Origin of the sequence: Kosakonia quasisacchari (genome assembly GCF_004331415.1) — a bacterium.
Classification (GTDB): domain Bacteria; phylum Pseudomonadota; class Gammaproteobacteria; order Enterobacterales; family Enterobacteriaceae; genus Kosakonia; species Kosakonia quasisacchari.
In genome coordinates this window covers 16,965-32,062 of the sequence record NZ_SJOP01000021.1, presented here as the reverse complement: position 1 = coordinate 32,062, position 15,098 = coordinate 16,965, and the positions used below count along the sequence as shown (strand labels likewise).

17 protein-coding genes are annotated in these 15,098 nt (G+C 53.9%); 7 read left to right on the top strand and 10 right to left on the bottom strand.

Translation table 11 applies throughout. The annotated features are described in order from the left end of the window. Nucleotide 1: 1 nt before the first annotated feature. The 4 genes from trmH to gmk are packed head-to-tail and all read right to left on the bottom strand — an operon-like array spanning nt 2 to nt 3,785. Complete coding sequence (trmH, locus tag E0L21_RS19640) at nt 2-691, bottom strand: tRNA (guanosine(18)-2'-O)-methyltransferase TrmH (protein ID WP_131412442.1); 690 nt, start codon at nt 689-691, stop codon at nt 2-4. Between the two features lie 4 nt (nt 692-695). Continuing rightward, nucleotides 696-2,813, bottom strand: coding sequence for a bifunctional GTP diphosphokinase/guanosine-3',5'-bis pyrophosphate 3'-pyrophosphohydrolase (gene spoT / locus E0L21_RS19635; protein WP_131412440.1), 2,118 nt, complete (start codon nt 2,811-2,813; stop codon nt 696-698). Between the two features lie 18 nt (nt 2,814-2,831). Next, on the bottom strand, nt 2,832-3,107 hold the full coding sequence (gene rpoZ, locus E0L21_RS19630) for a DNA-directed RNA polymerase subunit omega (protein WP_007369481.1): 276 nt from the start codon (nt 3,105-3,107) through the stop codon (nt 2,832-2,834). A gap of 54 nt (nt 3,108-3,161) precedes the next feature. Next, nucleotides 3,162-3,785: a guanylate kinase gene (gmk, locus tag E0L21_RS19625; protein ID WP_131412438.1), complete on the bottom strand. Its 624-nt coding sequence runs from the start codon at nt 3,783-3,785 to the stop codon at nt 3,162-3,164. Between the two features lie 257 nt (nt 3,786-4,042). Between gmk and ligB the strand changes: the two genes are divergently transcribed. Next, a complete protein-coding gene (gene ligB, locus E0L21_RS19620) occupies nt 4,043-5,722 on the top strand; it encodes an NAD-dependent DNA ligase LigB (RefSeq protein ID WP_131412555.1) in 1,680 nt (559 codons plus the stop codon). Here the strand turns inward: ligB and E0L21_RS19615 are convergent. Both E0L21_RS19615 and E0L21_RS19610 read right to left on the bottom strand, forming a co-directional pair. Then, on the bottom strand, nt 5,716-6,333 hold the full coding sequence (locus E0L21_RS19615) for a trimeric intracellular cation channel family protein (RefSeq protein ID WP_131412436.1): 618 nt from the start codon (nt 6,331-6,333) through the stop codon (nt 5,716-5,718). The two genes, ligB and E0L21_RS19615, sit on opposite strands and share 7 nt — an antisense overlap. Nucleotides 6,334-6,599: 266 nt before the next feature. Then, a complete protein-coding gene (locus tag E0L21_RS19610) occupies nt 6,600-7,463 on the bottom strand; it encodes a YicC/YloC family endoribonuclease (protein ID WP_131412434.1) in 864 nt (287 codons plus the stop codon). Between the two features lie 122 nt (nt 7,464-7,585). Between E0L21_RS19610 and rph the strand changes: the two genes are divergently transcribed. After that, nucleotides 7,586-8,302, top strand: coding sequence for a ribonuclease PH (gene rph / locus E0L21_RS19605; protein WP_131412432.1), 717 nt, complete (start codon nt 7,586-7,588; stop codon nt 8,300-8,302). A gap of 183 nt (nt 8,303-8,485) precedes the next feature. Continuing rightward, nucleotides 8,486-9,127 carry an orotate phosphoribosyltransferase gene (gene pyrE / locus E0L21_RS19600; RefSeq protein WP_131412430.1) on the top strand — a complete coding sequence of 214 codons (642 nt, stop codon included), beginning with the start codon at nt 8,486-8,488 and terminating at the stop codon, nt 9,125-9,127. Nucleotides 9,128-9,160: 33 nt separating this feature from the next. Here pyrE and E0L21_RS19595 read toward each other — a convergent pair whose 3' ends face one another. The 4 genes from E0L21_RS19595 to coaBC all read right to left on the bottom strand — a co-directional run bounded on the left by E0L21_RS19595 (nt 9,161) and on the right by coaBC (nt 12,725). After that, nucleotides 9,161-10,177 carry an SMP-30/gluconolactonase/LRE family protein gene (locus tag E0L21_RS19595; RefSeq protein WP_131412428.1) on the bottom strand — a complete coding sequence of 339 codons (1,017 nt, stop codon included), beginning with the start codon at nt 10,175-10,177 and terminating at the stop codon, nt 9,161-9,163. Between the two features lie 179 nt (nt 10,178-10,356). Next, a complete protein-coding gene (gene slmA / locus E0L21_RS19590; RefSeq protein WP_017458168.1) occupies nt 10,357-10,953 on the bottom strand; it encodes a nucleoid occlusion factor SlmA in 597 nt (198 codons plus the stop codon). 124 nt (nt 10,954-11,077) lie between these two features. Continuing rightward, nucleotides 11,078-11,536, bottom strand: a complete 459-nt coding sequence (dut, locus tag E0L21_RS19585) for a dUTP diphosphatase (protein WP_131412426.1) — start codon at nt 11,534-11,536, stop codon at nt 11,078-11,080. After that, nucleotides 11,514-12,725, bottom strand: a complete 1,212-nt coding sequence (gene coaBC, locus E0L21_RS19580) for a bifunctional phosphopantothenoylcysteine decarboxylase/phosphopantothenate--cysteine ligase CoaBC (RefSeq protein WP_131412553.1) — start codon at nt 12,723-12,725, stop codon at nt 11,514-11,516. Before coaBC ends, dut begins: the two co-directional genes overlap by 23 nt. A gap of 173 nt (nt 12,726-12,898) precedes the next feature. On the opposite strand from coaBC, the gene radC reads away from it, so the two are divergent. The 4 genes from radC to mutM all read left to right on the top strand — a co-directional run bounded on the left by radC (nt 12,899) and on the right by mutM (nt 15,093). Then, nucleotides 12,899-13,567 (top strand): RadC family protein, encoded by a 669-nt coding sequence (gene radC / locus E0L21_RS19575; protein WP_131412424.1) that lies wholly within the window; start codon nt 12,899-12,901, stop codon nt 13,565-13,567. A gap of 216 nt (nt 13,568-13,783) precedes the next feature. Next, a complete protein-coding gene (gene rpmB / locus E0L21_RS19570) occupies nt 13,784-14,020 on the top strand; it encodes a 50S ribosomal protein L28 (protein ID WP_002436699.1) in 237 nt (78 codons plus the stop codon). Nucleotides 14,021-14,040: 20 nt separating this feature from the next. After that, entirely contained in the window at nt 14,041-14,208 is a 168-nt protein-coding gene (gene rpmG, locus E0L21_RS19565) for a 50S ribosomal protein L33 (protein ID WP_003024094.1), read from the top strand. Nucleotides 14,209-14,283: 75 nt separating this feature from the next. Next, nucleotides 14,284-15,093: a bifunctional DNA-formamidopyrimidine glycosylase/DNA-(apurinic or apyrimidinic site) lyase gene (mutM, locus tag E0L21_RS19560; protein ID WP_131412422.1), complete on the top strand. Its 810-nt coding sequence runs from the start codon at nt 14,284-14,286 to the stop codon at nt 15,091-15,093. The last annotated feature ends 5 nt before the right edge of the window (nt 15,094-15,098 follow it).

The window sequence follows — 15,098 nt, the reverse complement described above, 5'->3', positions numbered from 1 at the left end:
GTTATCCCGCCGCCTGCATAGTTGCCCACCACGTTGGGTCGGCTTCGATTTGACCTTCCGTATTAACGTGAGGGTAAGGCAGACCTTTGCGTTTCGCGACTCTCGCCAGCACCGGATAGCCGCCTTCAAACAGCAGGCGTTGCTGAACTTCATCCGGCAACGTGCTGTTTTCACGCTGATACATACCGGCGTTTTGCCGCTGGCGCTGCGCTTCGTAAAGGATTAAGGCTGAAGCTACGGAAACATTCAGCGACTGCACCATGCCAATCATGGGGATAATGATGTCCCGATCCGCCAGATCCAGCGCTTCCTGAGTGATCCCCGTTTTCTCCTGGCCCATCAGAATGCAGGTCGGGCGGGTATAATCTATTTCCCGAAAATCAACGGCTTTGTCGGACAGATGGGTCGCGAGGATTTGCATGCCGCGCGCTTTCAGCACGCCAACAGCATCGCCGATAGTATGGTGGGTTTTCACCTCCACCCAGCTGTTACTGCCTGCTGCGGATGAGGCCATAGTGCGCATGCGTTTGCCTGGCCAGACGGCGTGAACTTCATGCACGCCGACGGCGTCCGCGGTACGGATAATGGCGGAGACGTTATGAGGTTTGTGAACCTGCTCCATGCAGACCGTCAGGTCCGGTTGACGCCTGGCGAGCATCTCGCGGATACGCGCATAACGCTGAGAATTCATAAAGTTAGTTTCGGTTGCGGGTGACTTTAATCACATCCGGCATCACGCGGATTTTGCGCATGATATTCGCCAGATGGACGCGATCGCGCGCCGTCAGACGGATGAACGCGCTATAGACGCGGCCATCTTTCTCTTCGGTATTCAGGCTCTGAATGTTCGAAGAGGCCGTGTTAATCGCTGCCGTCAGGTTCGCCAGTGCGCCCTGATGGTTAAACATATCCACCTTGATCTCGGTGATAAATTCCTGCGCGGTCTCTTTATCCCACTCGACAGCCATGAACTTCTCTGGCTCTTTCTGGTAGCCACGAATGTTACGGCAGGACTCATGGTGGATAACCAACCCTTTTCCTGGGCTGACGTGCGCGACAATCGGGTCGCCAGGAATGGGGCGACAGCATTTGGCAAAGGTGATCAGTACGCCATCTGCGCCTTTAATCGGCAGATGACCGCCATTTGCGCCCGTTGGTGCTTGCGCACCCTGCGCGGCTTCCCCTTGTTGCAGGTTTTTCGCTACCACAACGCTCATGGCGTTGCCGAGGCCGATTTCTGCCAGCAGATCGTCGAGCGAAGCGAGCTTCATGCGATCCAGCTCGCGCTGCACATGGTCCTGCGGAATTTCGGCCAGTTTGCGGCTTCCGCCCAGCGCGTGGTTCAACAGACGGCGGCCAAGGCTCACCGAGTCGTCACGCTTGAGGTTTTTCAGCATCTGGCGGATTTTTGCGCGTGCTTTCGAGCTGACGACAAAGTTCAGCCATGCGGCATTCGGGCGTGCGCCTGGTGCGGTGATAATTTCTACCGTCTGGCCGCTGGAAAGCGACTGCGACAGCGGATACGGCTGACGATCAACGCGCGCGCCAACGCAGGCATGGCCGATATCCGTGTGTACCGCATAGGCGAAATCCACCGGCGTCGCGCCAGCGGGCAGCTCGACAATGCGGCCTTCCGGAGTGAAAACATAAATCTCATCGGGGAAGAGATCAGATTTAACGCTCTCGATAAATTCAAACGAGCTACCGGCGCTCTGTTGCAGCTCCAGCAGGCTTTGCATCCAGCGCTGAGCGCGGATTTGCGCGGTGGTACTGCTCTCGCCATGCTCTTTATACGCCCAGTGCGCGGCGACCCCCATCTCTGCCATCTGATCCATATCTTCGGTACGGATTTGCACCTCAACCGGCACGCCATGCGGGCCAATCATTGAAGTGTGCAGGGATTGATAACCGTTCGCCTTGGGAATGGCGATATAGTCTTTCACGCGACCAGGACGTGGCTTGTACAAGCTGTGCATCTGGCCCAGAACGCGATAACAGGTATCCAGATCGTGAACAATCACGCGAAAGGCGTAGATATCCATAATCGAGTGGAAACGCTGCTCTTTCAGCACCATTTTGCAGTAGATAGAGTAAAGGTGCTTTTCGCGACCGCTGACACGGCAGGGAATGCCCGCTTCCTGTAAACGCCCTTCGATTTCCGAGAGGATTTTTTGAATCATCTCTTTGCGGTTGCCGCGTGCGGCTTTAACCACTTCTTTGATCACGCGATAGCGGTTCGGGTATAGCGCTTCAAAGCCCAGCTCTTCAAGCTCGGTTTTGATGTGATGAATACCTAAACGGTGCGCCAGCGGGCTATAGATTTCGAGGGTTTCACGGGCGATGCGGCGACGTTTATCCGGGCGAAGAGAACCCAGCGTGCGCATATTGTGGGTGCGGTCGGCGAGCTTGATAAGAATGACGCGGATGTCTTGCACCATCGCCATAATCATCTTGCGAAAGTTTTCGGCCTGCGCTTCTTTCTTATCCTGAAACTTAAGCTTATCAAGCTTGGACACCCCTTCCACCAGCTCGGCAACGCTTTTGCCAAACAACTGTTCCATATCCTGGTAGGTGGCGGGAGTATCTTCAATCACGTCATGCAATAGGGCAGCCATCAGCGTTTCGTGGTCGAGTTTCATCTCGGCCAGAATGCAGGCTACCGCTACCGGGTGCGTGATATAAGGTTCACCGCTTGAACGTGTCTGTCCCTCGTGAGCATCACGTGCAACGAGATACGCCTGCCTGAGACGTTTTATTTGCTCTTCAGGCAGATAGTGTTGAATCAGCTGATTCAGGCTTTCAAACAGATACAAGGGTGACCTGCAGGTTAATTAACGACGACCTTCAGCAATGGCGGTAACGGCCTGCAATTCTGCGGCTTCCTGCTCTTGCTGTTCCTGGCGCTCACGGACGTCGAGGATCTGGTTGTTGATCAGACCTTCTTCGATTTCGCGCAGCGCGATAACGGTGGTTTTATCGTTTTCTTCCGGGACTAACGGATCTTTACCGCCAACCTGCATCTGACGAGCGCGACGCGCGGCGACCAGCACCAGGTCAAAACGGTTACCAACTTTCTCTACAGCGTCCTGAACAGTTACGCGTGCCATACTTAAAATGCTCCACAGGTGAAGAAATGACTGGGCATGATACTGAAACCAGGCTCAGTCTGCCAATAGTTTGCTGATTAAAGCGTCATGTCGCTGCTTTTGGCGGCTCATGCGCAGACGTTCGGCGCGAATAATGGTTTTCAAATCGCCCAAAGCGGTATCGAAATCATCATTCACAATCAGGTAATCATATTCCGCGTAATGGCTCATTTCCGCAACCGCCAGCGCCATACGTTTCGCAATGACTTCTTCGCTATCCTGACCGCGCCCGCGTAAGCGGCGATCGAGCTCCAGCTTCGACGGCGGCAGAATAAAGATGCTACGCGCCTGCGGCATACGGGCGCGAATTTGTTGCGCGCCCTGCCAGTCGATATCAAGAAACACATCTACGCCGGTTGCCAACACTTGCTCAATGGCTGCGCGCGAGGTGCCGTAATAATTACCAAAGACTTCGGCATGCTCAAGAAACGCGTCATCGCCAATCATGGATTTAAACTCGTCATGATTAACAAAGAAATAGTGTTCACCGTGCACTTCACCCGGACGCGGAGCGCGCGTGGTGTGCGAAACAGAAACCTGCGTATCGTATAACGGTTGGGTTTTTAACAAAGCCTGGATGAGGCTTGATTTACCCGCGCCGCTGGGGGCGGAAACAATATAGAGCGTGCCTTGAGCCATGAGAGTCTTTTGTATGTGAATTGCGAAAGGAAACTTACATACGTGCCTATTATACACATCGGCGCTATGTGACGTAGCCTTTGTCACACTTTTTCCCGCTGAGTTTGACATTTTGCGGCCTGCTTTCCTGTTTTGTTTGCAAATTTTCACAGCGGCAGTGAATTGCCGGAACCCTCCTCGCAAACTCTCTTTTTCTATGTCGCCATCACTGTGTTGGCCTCGCTATAACAGTGTCGCTATCACAAGGAGAAGGGATGATGTGGAAAAGAACCGGATTCGCAGTGTGTCTGTTGCTATGGAGCCTGTCCAGCCAGGCGGTGTGCCCTGTCTGGTCGCCATCGAGAGCGCAAGATGAGGTTAATCGCCTTCAGCAACAGCTTCGCCAGTGGAATGAACACTACTGGAAGCAGGGGGCAAGTGAGGTAAGCGACACTGTTTACGACCAGCTAAGCGCGCGGCTGGCGGCGTGGCAACGCTGTTTTGCACTTGAACCCGCAAATTCAACACCTGTCTTACCCGGCGGCAGTGTGAAACATCCTGTCGCGCACACTGGGGTACAAAAACTGGCGGGTAAGCAAGCGCTACAGCGCTGGATGGCAGGAAAAACCGATCTCTGGGCGCAGCCTAAAGTGGATGGCGTCGCGGTGACGTTAATTTATCGCAATGGTGGACTGACACAGGCAATCAGTCGCGGCGATGGGCTGGCTGGTGAGGACTGGACGGCAAAAATACGCGCTATCCCATCGATTCCTAAAACGGTGAGTGGTGCGCTGGCAAATAGCGTATTACAGGGTGAACTGTTTTTACGCACGGAAAACCATATTCAGAAACAGGCCGGTGGGCTTAACGCCCGCGCAAAAGTTGCCGGTGCGATGATGCGCCGTGACGAGCACGCCATTCTCAATGATCTGGCTTTTTTCGTCTGGGCCTGGCCAGACGGCCCGGCAACGCTGGCACAAAAGTTGGCGGAACTCAGCAACGCGGGGTTTAGTGACGAAGAGCAATATAGCGTGCCAGTGAACACGGTAGAAGACGTGGAGAAGCTCCGCAGCCGTTGGTTTACTTCTGAATTGCCTTTCGTCACCGATGGTGTTGTGGTGCGTTCGGGAACCGAGCCGGCGGGAAATACGTGGCTGCCAGGACAGGGCAATTGGGTGGCAGCCTGGAAATATGAACCGCCCGAGGAAGTTGCAACGGTCAAAGATATTCAGTTTGCCATTGGGCGTACCGGTAAAATTTCCGTGGTTGCTCAGTTAGAACCGGTACAACTCGATGACAAACGCGTCCAGAGGGTCAATTTAGGCTCTGTCAGGCGTTGGCAAGAGTTGGATGTTGCGCCTGGCGATCAAATCGCTATCAGCCTTGCCGGTCAAGGGATCCCGCGCATCGATAGTGTGGCGTGGCGTGCACTTGTTCGCAATAAACCTATTCCGCCTGCGCCTCGTTTTACCCCATTGACCTGTTTTTATGCCTCTGCGGAATGTCAGGAGCAATTTATTGCCCGTCTGGTGTGGCTCAGCTCGGCAAAAGCGCTGGGGATTGAGGGGCTTGGCGAAAGTGGCTGGCGGGGGCTGAATCAGGCGCATCACTTCGAACATCTTTTTTCCTGGCTGGCGCTGACAAAAGAGCAATTACAATCGACGCCCGGTATTTCACCGGAACGCGGTTTACAGCTCTGGCATCGCTTTTCGCTGGCGCGAGAAAGGCCGTTTATTCGCTGGCTAATTGCACTGGGAGCGCCGCTGCCGCAGCCTGCTCTGAAAGTTACTGGCGACACGACATGGCAGCAACTGCGCACGCGTAACGAAAAGGAGTGGCAGCGTTTCCCGGCGATTGGTGCTGAAAAAGCCCGGCAGATCGTTGCCTTTGTGCATGCTTCCGAAATTGAAAAACTTTCGGTTTGGTTGGGAGCTCAAGGAGTAAAAGCGTTTCAGTGAGTGCTGTGCTTGTAGTGGAACACGGGCAAGCCGAGCTTCCAGCGGATAGCCAGTAACCGCGTAATAAAGCCAAATAGCAAGGTTGCAATCACCACCATATCGTGGCTGGAAACAAGATGACCAAGAACGATATAGATCACGGCAGAGGCGAAGGCGATTCCGGCGTACAGCTCTTTCTGAAACACCAGCGGGATACGCTTACAAAACATATCCCGCAACACGCCGCCGAACACCCCGGTTACAACAGCGGCAATCACGGCGATAACCGGGCCTTCACCCATATCGAGGGCGATCTGAGCACCGATAATGGAAAAAACCACCAGTCCCAGGGCATCAAGCACCAGAAACAGACGGCGCAGATGCGGCATCACCGGCGCGAAGATAGTCGTTAACACTGCCGCGATGGCAACAATGACGACGTATTCCGGGTGCTTTACCCAGCCGAGCGGGTAGTGGCCGAGCAGGATATCGCGTACCGATCCGCCGCCCAGCGCCGTTGCTGTGGCGATAATAATTACGCCAAAGGTATCCATTCTGCGACGACCCGCCGCCAGTGCGCCAGTCATGGCCTCGGCCGTGATGCCAATAAGATAGAGAATATGTAACAGCATGCCCGCCCCCGTAAATCAGAAGCGGCAGGGTAGCGATTTACACTCAGGTATGCGATTTAGATTTTCTAAGGAACGTGGTTTTGGATAAGTTTAGATAATGCAGGGTGTGAAAGTTTGATTAATTTATCTATTTGATTTTTAAATTTAAAATCAAGGTGAAACTGCTGGTGAATGGTAGGAGTTAATAGATTTAAGCATAAGTAAATCACGGGCAGCGTGATAAATAAAAAGGCCCAGTTGGGCCTTTTCAACCTGCGGCCGAAAGATTACTCAATATTCTGGATCTGCTCGCGCATTTGCTCAATCAACACTTTGAGCTCGATGGCAGAGTTTGTCACTTCAGCGTTAATTGACTTGGAAGCCAGCGTGTTCGATTCACGGTTGAACTCCTGCATCATGAAGTCGAGACGGCGGCCAACCGCTTCTTTTTTCTTCAGAATGTTATATGTCTCTTTCACATGCGCTTCGAGACGATCCAACTCTTCAGCGACATCGATGCGCTGCGCCATTAGCACCAGCTCTTGCTCAAGACGGTTGTTCTCAAGCTGTACCTGCGCCTCTTCCAGTTTTGCAACAAGGCGCTCGCGCTGCCATTGCAGGATTTCCGGCATATGGGCGCGCACTTTGCTGACTTCGGTGCTCACGCCTTCCAGACGCTGCTCAATCAGCCCTTTCAGCGCCTGACCTTCGGTTTCACGGGCGATGATGAAGTCATCCAGTGCGCCATCCAGCGCGGCGAGGATCTGCGCGGCGATGACGTCCAGATCCTGCTCTTGCGCAGCCATTACGCCTGGCCAGCGCAGAATATCAACCGGATTGATTTCCCCTTCGTCACTCTGCATTTTGACCCAGTTAGCCGCATTAACTAGCTGTTTTGCCAGTTTCTCGTTCAGGATCAGTTCGCCCTGCGCACTGGCATCGGGCTCAAAACGGAGATTACATTCGACTTTACCGCGTGTCAGACGACTACGGAGACGTTCACGGACAACCGGCTCGAGGCTGCGAAATTGCTCTGGCAGACGGAAGTAAGTTTCCAGATAACGCTGGTTAACCGAGCGCAGTTCCCAGGAGGCTGAGCCCCATTCACCCTTGATTTCACGCCGGGCATAGGCGGTCATACTGCGGATCATAGACGTTCCCGTTTTCAAAGAGAGATGCGGGGATTATAGCTTTCGTGGCCTTATCAGGATAGGAATAACCTTGGTAAGCCAGTATAATGCGCAGCCACATTCGATAAGCCGGAGAAATTATCATGCGTCCAGCAGGCCGTAGCGCCAACCAGGTGCGCCCCGTCGCCCTGACCCGTAATTACACAAAACACGCAGAAGGCTCCGTGCTGGTTGAATTTGGTGATACCAAAGTACTGTGCACTGCGTCCATCGAAGAGGGCGTTCCGCGCTTTCTGAAAGGCCAGGGCCAGGGCTGGATCACCGCCGAATATGGCATGCTGCCGCGCTCCACCCACACCCGTAACGCGCGTGAAGCAGCGAAAGGCAAACAGGGTGGGCGTACCATGGAAATACAGCGCCTTATCGCTCGCGCGCTGCGTGCGGCGGTTGATTTGAACGCGCTGGGCGAATTCACCATTACGCTTGACTGCGATGTCATTCAGGCCGATGGCGGCACGCGTACCGCATCAATTACCGGCGCGTGTGTTGCGCTGGCAGACGCGCTGAACAAACTGGTCGCCGCCGGTAAGCTGAAAACTAACCCGATGAAAGGCATGGTTGCAGCGGTTTCCGTGGGGATTGTTAATGGCGAAGCCGTTTGTGATCTTGAATATGTGGAAGACTCCGCTGCTGAAACCGACATGAACGTGGTGATGACTGAAGACGGTCGCATGATTGAAGTTCAGGGTACGGCGGAAGGCGAGCCCTTCTCCCATGAAGAGTTACTCACCCTGCTGGCGCTGGCCAGAGGGGGGATCGAATCGATTATCGCGACGCAGAAGGCGGCGCTAGAGAATTAATTTTAAGGGCGACTGATGAGTCGCCCTTTTTTTTGCGCTTTATACTTCATGCGGCTTCTTTGTCGGCTGTCAAGAGTCATATCTGCGCTATTCACCAGGTATGATTTACGTGGTCTGCGCGAGGTCGCGCGACGTATGTTGCGTAATCTGTAAATAATGAAAAGTGAGATGAGGAGCGGATCCATGAAAGCGTATCAGCGTCAGTTTATTGAATTTGCGCTTAACAAGCAGGTGCTGAAGTTCGGCGAGTTCACGCTGAAATCCGGGCGCAAAAGCCCCTATTTCTTCAACGCTGGGTTGTTTAATACCGGGCGCGATCTGGCTCTGTTAGGCCGTTTTTATGCCGAAGCGCTGGTGGATTCCGGTATCGATTTTGACCTGCTGTTTGGTCCGGCTTACAAAGGCATTCCTATCGCGACCACCACGGCAGTGGCGCTGGCGGAACACCACGAGCGCGATGTGCCTTACTGCTTTAATCGTAAAGAAGCCAAGGACCACGGCGAAGGTGGCAACTTGGTGGGCAGCGCATTACAGGGCCGTGTCATGCTGGTGGATGATGTGATCACCGCTGGTACGGCGATTCGCGAATCGATGGAGATTATCCAGGCTAACGGTGCAACGCTTGCTGGCGTGCTGATTTCGCTGGATCGCCAGGAACGTGGTCGCGGTGATATTTCGGCGATTCAGGAAGTGGAACGCGACTACGGCTGTAACGTGATTTCGATTATCACGCTCAAAGATTTGATTGCCTACCTGGAAGAGAAACCGGAGATGGCCCATCATCTCGCCGTTGTGCGCACCTACCGCGAGCAGTACGGCGTTTAAATGTGTTCCCGGCAGGTGACTGCCGGGTCCGTTTTACACCAGCTTCGCACCCTGGGTATTTACATAAAGTGAATAGACCGAGGTGCTGGAGGCCATGAACAAGCGGTTTCGCTGTTCGCCGCCAAAACACAAGTTAGCGCATCGCTCCGGCAGGTGGATCATACCAATCGCTTTGCCTTGCGGATTGAACACGCGTACGCCGTCCAGTTCTTCGGTTCCCATTCCCCAGCCGCACCACAGATTGCCATGTACATCGATGGCAATACCATCTGCCGTGCCGTTGCCGCAGTCGATATGTACTCGCCGGTTTTTTAGCTGATTCCCTTCGATATCCCACGCCAGAATTAAACGGTTAGGTGTCGCGCGGCTTTCTACCACAAACAGCGTTTTTTCATCCGGTGAGAAGCAGATGCCGTTTGGCCCTTTAACATCGCCCAACACCACTTCCAGTTTGCGGGTTTTAGGATCCAGGCGGTAAACGTTCTGCGGCAGTTGCGGCGTGGCTTTGTGCCCTTCATAAAAACCGGCAATGCCAAATGGCGGATCGGTAAACCAGATGGAACCGTCGGATTTCACGGCAATATCATTCGGTGAATTCAGCGGCTTGCCGTTATAGCTGTCTGCCAGCACGGTGATCGTGCCGTCATACTCTGTGCGCGTAATGCGGCGGGTGTCGTGCTCACAGCTGATTAAACGCCCTTGTCTGTCGCGAGCGTGGCCATTAGCGTTATTCGACGGCTGGCGGAAAATGCTGGTTGCGCCGGTGGCTTCATCCCAGCGCATGACCGCGTTATTGGGAATATCGCTCCACAGCAACATGCGCGTATCGCCAAACCAGACTGGCCCTTCTGCCCAGCGGCAACCGGTCGCTATCTGCTCTACTTTGGCACTGGAAACCATATAGTCGCGAAAGCTGTCATCCAGCGCGACGATACTTGGATCGGGGTAGCGAGCTGAGGGTGCCCTGGCGGCGATACTCTTTTGACTAAGAAGTAATGATGCGGTGGCAATACCGCTGAGTTTAAGCAGTTCCCGACGTGATGTTGCCATCAAGCGTCTCCTTATTTGTAGGGTATTTATGAGGATATTTCGCTTAAGTGGAAAGATACTGCCAGAGGGAGGGTAGGGAATCCGCGACGCCGCGACATCTGGCATCTTAACGAATTACGTTGGGCTTTTTCACAGATTGCGGGGAAATGAGAATGCAGCCACAAGGGCTGCATGAGGTATTACTGTAATTGCGCGGCTAACAGCGGCCAGCGGGCATCGAAATCTTCAGTCGGGCTGTATTTAAACTCGCTGCGCACAAAGCGCGACAGCATCCCTTCGCAAAATGCCAGCAACTGACTTGCCAGTAACGTTTCATCGGTCGCGTAGGCTTCGCCTTCACGCATCTTGCGTTCGCGTAACACCTGGCGCAACTGGGCTTCAATGCGTTCAAACAACTGACTGATGCGCCCTTGCAGGCGGTCCTGTTCGAACATCAGGGCGTGGCCGGTCATAATGCGTGTCAAACCCGGATTACGTTCACCAAAGCCCAGAATGAGCAGCACAATCAGACGCAGACGCGCGGTCGTGTCTTTCTCGTCTTTTAAAATCAGGTTGATACGGGTAATCAGGCTATCTTCGATAAATTCAATCAGGCTGTCGAACATGCGCGTTTTACTGGGGAAGTGGCGATACAGCGCCGCTTCAGAAACGCCAACGGACGCCGCCAGTTTTGCCGTCGTAATGCGCTGGCTTCCATCGCTGGATTCCAGCATCAGCGCCAGAGATTGAAGTATTTCCTCGCGACGATTCCTTTTCGCAGTTTGTTTTTCTGCCATGTTCCAAAATACCCCTGAAAATAAGCACTTGTCAGGCGAGCAACCACAGGGCGACCGCAAACGGAGTGCGTTTGCGGTGATGTTATCGCGTTATTTCGCCGTGTGATGCGTTAAATAGGGCTGCTTATTGGCGCCCGGAATGGCCGAAGCCGCCTTCGCCGCGCTCGGTCGCGTCAAAGGATTCTACCAGGTTAAACTCTGCCTGAACGACCGGCACAAAGACCATTTGCGCGATGCGCTCACCCGGCACGATGGTAAAGCTGTCCTGACCGCGGTTCCAGACGGAAACCATCAATTGACCCTGGTAATCCGAGTCAATCAACCCTACCAGGTTGCCGAGCACGACGCCATGTTTATGGCCCAGACCGGAACGCGGCAGAATGACCGCAGCCAGTGATGGATCGGCAATATGGATTGCCAGACCGGTTGGCAGCAGCGTCGTCGCGCCAGGCGCCAGCTCTACGGCGTCGTCGAGACAGGCGCGCAGGTCAAGTCCGGCGGAACCGGAGGTGGCATATGTCGGCAGCGGGAATGCCTTGCCAACGCGCGGGTCCAGAATCTTAACGTCGATTTTTTTCATCATAACGGGTAACGATCTCGTCCAGTAATAGGTGTCCCAGAAGTTCTTTGCGCTCCAGCGGCAAGCGTTTGTCGCCATCCTGCCAGAAAAGGTGTAATGCGTTGTTGTCGCTATTAAATCCCTGATTCGATTGCGAAACATCGTTAGCGCAAATCAAATCAAGGTTTTTGCGGGCGCGCTTTTGCCGGGCATATTCTTCCACATTATTTGTTTCGGCAGCAAACCCAACAACATAAGGGCGATGAGCAGAAAGTGCGGCAACGCCAGCGACGATATCCGGGTTTTTCACCATTTTTATCGTGATTTCATCGCCTTGCTTTTTGATTTTTTCTTCAGCGACGCTGGCGGCGCGATAATCCGCAACGGCGGCGCAGCCGATAAAAATATTCTGTCGCTGAACGCGGCTCTGAACAGCGGCCTCCATTTCCAATGCAGTGGTCACATCCACACGTTGCACCAGCGGCGGCGTTGCCAGCGAAACAGGGCCGGAAACCAGCGTGACATTCGCACCACGGCGTGCGGCGGCGGCGGCAATGGCGAAGCCCATCTTACCGGAACTGAGATTGGTGATGTAGCGCACCGGATCCAACGGTTCACGCGTCGGCCCGGCGGTAATCATGATGTTCAGATGTTGCAGATCTTTGACCGGTGAGAAATGCGCGGCGGCCATATCTACAATGGTCAGCGGATCGAGCATTCTTCCAGGGCCAACATCGCCACAGGCCTGGCTGCCGCTGTCCGGGCCCCACAACAATAGCCCGCGCGAGGCCAGCACCTGCAAATTATGCTGGGTAGCGGCGGCGCGGTACATCTGCTGATTCATCGCGGGAACAACGGCGACAGGCGACGGTGTGGCGAGGCAAATAGTGGAGACCAGATCGTTTGCCATACCGGCTGCGATGCGGGCGATCAAATCTGCGGTGGCGGGGGCGAGAATTACTAAATCAGCCCATTTACCCAGCTCAATATGGCCCATTGCCGCTTCGGCGGCTGGATCAAGCAGGCTATCGGAAACCGGATAACCGGAAACGGCCTGCAGGCTCATCGGCGTAATAAAGGCTTTGGCCGCCTCGGTCATTGCGACACGGACTTCCGCTCCGCGATCGCGCAGACGGCGCACCAGTTCGGGCGCTTTATAGGCCGCGATACCGCCGCTCACGCCGAGGACAATCTTTTTACCCGCCAGACTGATCATGATTCTTTCCTGTTGGATTTCACCAGAAGCTGGGCATTTTATCACAATCCTGGTGTTGTCGTGCTGTTGCCCACAATCGACTTTGCGAGGCGCTACGCAGAGATATTTATCCACAGTCGAAGGAAAACGGCAGCTATGGCAGCATTGGCGAGAGCGAAGGAGAAATGAATATGGATATTGTTTTTACGCCCCAGAAACCGCGTGAAAAGATGATGAAGTTTGGTATTGAGTCACTGACTGACGTGGAGCTCCTGGCGCTCTTTTTGCGCACCGGAACACAGGGAAAGAGCGTGCTCACCGTGGCGCGTGAAATGCTTAAGCAGTTTGGTTCGTTGTATACGCTGCTCTCCGCCGATCTTGATGATTTTAAGGAGGTGCATGGCATTGGTCTTGCCAAATACGCCCAATTGCGGGGGATCGGCGAACTGGCTCGGCGCTATTATAATGCGCGCCTGCTGGAAGAGAGCTCCCTGCTGAGCCCGGAAATGACACGCGAGTTTTTACAAAGCCAGCTGGCGGGTGAAGAGCGCGAGATTTTTATGGTGATCCTGATGGATAACCAGAACCGGATACTCAAACACTGTCGGCTTTTTACCGGCACGATTAACCAGGTTGAGGTGCATCCGCGAGAAATTTTGCGTGAAGCGTTAAAAGCCAATGCGGCCGCCGTGATCCTCGCGCATAATCACCCCTCTGGTAACGCTGAGCCGAGCAAAGCGGACAGGCAGATCACCGAACGGGTAATAAAATGCTGCCAGTTCATGGACATCCGGGTGCTCGATCATCTGGTTATTGGCCGCGGTGAGTACGTTTCTTTTGCCGAACGTGGTTGGATTTAGACCACTTTGCGCGATCCATCGGGATCTTTGTCTGTTCGGGACTTGAGCACACCGCCGACTCAGCGTATACTACGCCACCTTTGAGAATCTCGGGTTTGGCATTTGGGCCTGGCAATCGAGAGTTCACATAGAACTGCGATGACCGGGCTGTAAAGCCTGACGAGGCGCCGATACCCCATACGAAGCTCGAGCTAATTTGATTTTTGGAGAATAGACATGTCCCGAGTCTGCCAAGTTACTGGCAAGCGTCCGGTGACCGGTAACAACCGTTCCCACGCACTGAACGCGACTAAACGCCGTTTCCTGCCGAACCTGCACTCTCACCGTTTCTGGGTTGAGAGCGAAAAGCGTTTTGTCACCCTGCGTGTATCTGCTAAAGGTATGCGTGTAATCGATAAGAAAGGCATTGATACAGTTCTGTCTGAACTGCGTGCCCGTGGCGAAAAGTACTAAGTACTTAGAGGATATAAATCATGGCTAAAGGTATTCGTGAGAAAATCAAGCTGGTTTCTTCCGCTGGTACTGGTCACTTCTACACCACCACGAAGAACAAACGTACTAAGCCGGAAAAACTGGAACTGAAAAAATTCGATCCAGTTGTCCGTCAGCACGTGCTGTACAAAGAAGCTAAAATCAAATAATTTTAGTCTTCTTGAACAAAAACCCCGCACTGTCGGGGTTTTTGCATTTCTGACCATCCATAAACCGGAGACGAGATGCCTGAATTACCCGAAGTCGAAACCAGCCGCAGAGGTATTGAGCCGCACCTCGTTGGCGAAACCATTCTTCATGCGGTGGTGCGCAACGGGCGATTGCGCTGGCCAGTTTCCGAAGAGATCCATAGCCTGAGCGACAAACCGGTTCTGAGTGTTCAGCGCCGCGCCAAATATTTGCTGCTCGAATTGCCTGACGGCTGGATCATTATTCATCTTGGCATGTCCGGTAGCCTGCGCATTCTTCCCCATGATTTACCCGCAGAAAAACACGACCACGTCGATTTGGTGATGAGCAACGGCAAAGTGCTGCGCTACACCGATCCGCGTCGTTTTGGCGCGTGGCTGTGGACGAAAGAGCTGGAAGGTCACAATGTGCTGGCGCATCTCGGCCCGGAGCCGCTCAGCGACGCTTTCAACGCTGACTATTTCCAGCAGAAATGCGTGAAGAAGAAAACCGCCATTAAACCCTGGCTCATGGATAACAAGCTGGTGGTCGGCGTGGGGAATATCTACGCCAGCGAATCGCTGTTTGCCGCCGGGATCCATCCCGATCGGCTGGCGTCGTCGCTCTCGGCGCAGGAGTGCGAAATCCTGGTGCGGGTGATCAAAGCGGTGCTGCTGCGCTCTATTGAACAGGGCGGAACTACGCTAAAAGACTTTTTGCAAAGCGACGGCAAACCGGGCTATTTCGCTCAGGAGTTGCAGGTGTATGGTCGGGAAGGGAAGCCTTGTCGCGTTTGCGGTACGCCTGTCATTGCCGCAAAGCATGCTCAGCGCTCAACATTTTATTGCCGGCAATGCCAGAAATAAGAGCC

Coding starts and splice junctions, on each gene's coding strand:
- dut (WP_131412426.1), bottom strand. CDS start 11,536: ATGATGAAAAAAATCGACGTTAAGATTCTGGACCCGCGCGTTGGCAAG.
- slmA (WP_017458168.1), bottom strand. CDS start 10,953: ATGGCAGAAAAACAAACTGCGAAAAGGAATCGTCGCGAGGAAATACTT.
- mutM (WP_131412422.1), top strand. CDS start 14,284: ATGCCTGAATTACCCGAAGTCGAAACCAGCCGCAGAGGTATTGAGCCG.
- rpmB (WP_002436699.1), top strand. CDS start 13,784: ATGTCCCGAGTCTGCCAAGTTACTGGCAAGCGTCCGGTGACCGGTAAC.
- pyrE (WP_131412430.1), top strand. CDS start 8,486: ATGAAAGCGTATCAGCGTCAGTTTATTGAATTTGCGCTTAACAAGCAG.
- E0L21_RS19595 (WP_131412428.1), bottom strand. CDS start 10,177: ATGGCAACATCACGTCGGGAACTGCTTAAACTCAGCGGTATTGCCACC.
- rph (WP_131412432.1), top strand. CDS start 7,586: ATGCGTCCAGCAGGCCGTAGCGCCAACCAGGTGCGCCCCGTCGCCCTG.
- rpoZ (WP_007369481.1), bottom strand. CDS start 3,107: ATGGCACGCGTAACTGTTCAGGACGCTGTAGAGAAAGTTGGTAACCGT.
- gmk (WP_131412438.1), bottom strand. CDS start 3,785: ATGGCTCAAGGCACGCTCTATATTGTTTCCGCCCCCAGCGGCGCGGGT.
- radC (WP_131412424.1), top strand. CDS start 12,899: ATGGATATTGTTTTTACGCCCCAGAAACCGCGTGAAAAGATGATGAAG.
- E0L21_RS19610 (WP_131412434.1), bottom strand. CDS start 7,463: ATGATCCGCAGTATGACCGCCTATGCCCGGCGTGAAATCAAGGGTGAA.
- E0L21_RS19615 (WP_131412436.1), bottom strand. CDS start 6,333: ATGCTGTTACATATTCTCTATCTTATTGGCATCACGGCCGAGGCCATG.
- trmH (WP_131412442.1), bottom strand. CDS start 691: ATGAATTCTCAGCGTTATGCGCGTATCCGCGAGATGCTCGCCAGGCGT.
- rpmG (WP_003024094.1), top strand. CDS start 14,041: ATGGCTAAAGGTATTCGTGAGAAAATCAAGCTGGTTTCTTCCGCTGGT.
- ligB (WP_131412555.1), top strand. CDS start 4,043: ATGTGGAAAAGAACCGGATTCGCAGTGTGTCTGTTGCTATGGAGCCTG.